Raw genomic sequence first — 3407 nt, forward strand, 5'->3', positions numbered from 1 at the left:
CATCCGAGGCCAGATAGCTGTTTTCGACATCCCGTTCCAGCAGGCCTTGCCGTTCCAGATAGCGACCCACCCGGTGGGCGATGGTGTGCGTCAGCTGGGTGAGCTCTGGGCTGGTCGGCGCCTTGACCCAGCGGAAACGCGCTGAGCCGTGGGATTGCTCGACATACACACCGTCGAGAAACAGCATGTGGAAGTGAACATTCAGATTGAGCGCCGATCCAAAACGCTGGATCAGGGTGACCGCGCCCGTCTTGGCCACTTGGTGGGTATGGCCCGCTTTCTTGACCAGGTGCGTGGCAATGACGCGGTAAACGATGCCCAGCACCCACCCCATGATCTCGGGCCGGCTGGCAAACAGGAAACGCAGCTGAAACGGGAAGCTCAACACCCACTGACGCATGGGTTGTTCAGGCAGTACTTCATCAACCAGCAAGGCGGCACTTTCGGCCATCCGCCGCGCCCCACAGCTCGGGCAGAAACCGCGACGCTTACAGCTGAAAGCGACCAGGTGCTCGGCGTGGCAAGACTCGCAGCGAACCCGTAGAAAGCCATGCTCCAGCCGCCCGCATTGGAGAAATTCTTCAAATTCCCGTTGCACATAGCCCGGCAATTCCTTTCCCTGCTCTGCCATAAGCGCAGCGAATGCCGGGTAATACTCGTCAACGATCTGATAGAGAAGGGTTTGCTCGGGTCGGTGGCTCTGGTAACGACCAGTATCCCGATCCCGGCTGGCCGTCCTGGCCGCCACATGAGGCATGTTCCGCGTCCTTGCAATACTGTGTTTACATACAGTCTATCGCTTAGCGGAAAGTTCTTTTACCCTCAGCCGAAATGCCTGCCGTTGCTAGACATTGCCAGCCAGTGCCCGTCACTCCGCGGTCTTCACTGCGTGATCGAGTTGATCGACACCCGCCGTGACACGCTCCATGAAGTGCCTGCCTGCGTCTGTTAGCCGAACGCCCCGCGCATGGCGCTCAAATAGCAGGACACCAAGGTTATCCTCCAGCGCTTTCACACGCGCGCTGACGCTCGACTGGCTGATACCAAGTGCCTTGGCCGCATGCCGAAAATTCAGATGCTCGGCGACGGCGATGAACTGAACAAGGGAAATGAGCGGTATCCTGCCAGACAGGATACCGACATTCACGAGGTTTCGATGGTTAGTGCGCCGCATCGGAGCGGGCCTGCTACCAGTCGTCGGTTAGACGACTGGCGACTTCTCGGTGGCAGCCCCACGGAGCCGAAGGAGCACCAGCCCCAACGAAACCAGTACCGCCATCGCCGTGGCGTAACAGATCACGGGCCACGCTGTGTCACCGTTTAAAAGTGCCACCGCCAATGTCCCGACAATGCTGACTATCAGGCTTTGAACGCAGAAGTAGAACGCGACCGCTGATCCCGCGATGTCGTCGAACTCTGCCAAAGCGCCGTTCGCGGTAACGGACACCGTGAAGACAATACCGACCGCGACAACCCACATCGGTAGGATGAAGGTGAGGAATGACGGCGAGCCGTAAAGTTCGCCGATCCCCAACAGGACCGCTCCGCAAACAAGCAACGCCATCCCACGCGCCACGCATCCTGCGATGCCCCATCTGGCGACAAAGGACTTCGCGAAACGGGTTGTCACGATCATTACAAGCGCGACAGTGGCGAAGGCAAAGCTGAATCCGATCTCGGAATATTCCGCTTGGCCTATGAGCACACGGGGAGCCGTCGAGAAGAAGACGAAGTAGGTGCCCATACCGGCGCTAAAGCCGACAGTGTAAACCCAAAAAGCCGGACTCGCGAAGATCGGCAAGACAGATCGGCGCGTCTTGACTTGATCCAGAGGGCGGGTTTCGTGCCACCTGAAACCCGCATTTAGGAGTGCGAGCATCGCCAGTATAGCCAAAGTAATGAATATCGCCTGCCATCCCAAGAACTCGCCGATCAATACTCCGGCGATAGGGCCGAGCGCAGGCACGAACGCCAGCATCGAACTGAAAAGGCCGTAGATGACGACACCCTCAGGACGGTTGGCATAAACGTCGCGAACCGTCGCGAACGTCGCCACCAGCATGGCCGACGCGCCCACTGCTTGAAGTAGACGGAAAGCGACAAAGGCCGGTGCAGTTGAAGACCAAGCTGCTCCCAGAGACGCAATGACGAAAGCCGTTGCGCCCGCAAGTAGAATTGGCCGTCGCCCGATTCTGTCTGAGAGCGGACCAAAAATCACCTGGCCCACGCCGAGCATCACCATATAGAGGCTCAACGTGAGTTGGATCATAGCGGGCGTCGTGTTCAGGATGCCGGGCATCGCTGGAACGACAGGGAGATAAATATCCATCGCCAGTGAAGCGAGGATGTCGAAAGGAGCCATCAGCAGCAGTGCTGCCGGCAGCGTATAGGCCCACGCGGGGCGTGTGGTGGTCATGACGAATCAACCCTCGATTAAGGAATACCGGGCGACGTCTGCTCGTCAGCAATCAGATGAGACTAGCCTTACAGAGCGCCGCAACAACAATACTGGTTGTTGCGGCTTACTTGTCTGCTGACTTGGAATTTCCCATCTGATTACTCCACGCTTACGAATATGAATTGCTACATTTTATCCGATTATCTTTTGCTTCGCAATGCGGCATGGGCGCACTCAGCGTTCCAGCCCCCTCTGCCGCCCTAACTGCCACGACACCGACCCGCCCTGCACGATGCCCATAACCTCGCGGCCGAGTTGGCGGTCGATGATCGGCCGCCACGGGACAAGGGTGAACTCATGGGATTTCTCGACCACGGCGAACTTGCCGCTCGATAGATGCACGGTTCCGGTAAACTTGCCGCTGACGCTCTCGCCGTCCGTGGCGGCGCGGAACGGCAGGCCCTTACTCAAAGCCATATCCGATCCGACGCCGGCTACCTCGCGCTCCCGCAGGATGGCGAGAAGGTTGCGCCGGTAGAAGACGCGGCTGTCCCGGCTGCGGGTGGCGTCGCCCTGTTCGATATGGTGCTCGCGGCGCTGGTCCATGGCTTCGCGGACTTGTTGCCCGAAGCCGGTTGGCGCAAGGTCGGCCGTCTCGCCGTGGATCAGCCGCCGGTCCAGCCAGGTCGCGCCGTCCGATCCGATCTGTTTGTTCAGATCGACCGGGGAAAGGACGCGAACGCTGGCCTGACTGTCTCGGCCGGCGTCATGGGCGGCGGCACGGCTGACCAGATCATCGGGGATGCGCCATTGGTCGGCGTCGCTCCGCTCGACGATACCGGCCCGGCGTAGCGCCTCCAGCCGGCGCACATGGGCATCGACATAGCCCTCATAGTCGCCGCCTGGAACGCGGCACGTATAGGAAGAATAAACGCCCTTTTCACCCAAGTCCAACAGCTTTGGACCGCAGTTGACTCTTTCGACACCCCTGCGATGCAACCCAATCCGG

The 3407-nt window shown here is 59.5% G+C and carries 3 protein-coding genes and 1 pseudogene; all 4 read right to left on the reverse strand.

Going from position 1 to position 3407, the window contains the following annotated elements; translation table 11 throughout:
- A pseudogene (locus ACOTX4_RS25570) lies at positions 1-757 on the reverse strand (IS91-like element ISCR2 family transposase); the annotation flags it as partial.
- Between the two features lie 111 nt (positions 758-868).
- Complete coding sequence (locus ACOTX4_RS25575; RefSeq protein WP_001255015.1) at positions 869-1174, reverse strand: LysR family transcriptional regulator; 306 nt, start codon at positions 1172-1174, stop codon at positions 869-871.
- A gap of 27 nt (positions 1175-1201) precedes the next feature.
- The gene (gene floR, locus ACOTX4_RS25580) at positions 1202-2416 is read right to left on the reverse strand and encodes a chloramphenicol/florfenicol efflux MFS transporter FloR (protein ID WP_000214122.1); all 1215 of its coding nucleotides are present in this window, start codon (positions 2414-2416) and stop codon (positions 1202-1204) included.
- A 216-nt stretch (positions 2417-2632) separates the two neighbouring features.
- A partial coding sequence (locus ACOTX4_RS25585) for a DUF3363 domain-containing protein (RefSeq protein ID WP_421635502.1) occupies positions 2633-3407 on the reverse strand: 775 nt, incomplete at its 5' end.

The organism is Enterobacter cloacae complex sp. IR5459, from assembly GCF_049238005.1.
Lineage (GTDB): Bacteria > Pseudomonadota > Gammaproteobacteria > Enterobacterales > Enterobacteriaceae > Enterobacter > Enterobacter hormaechei_C.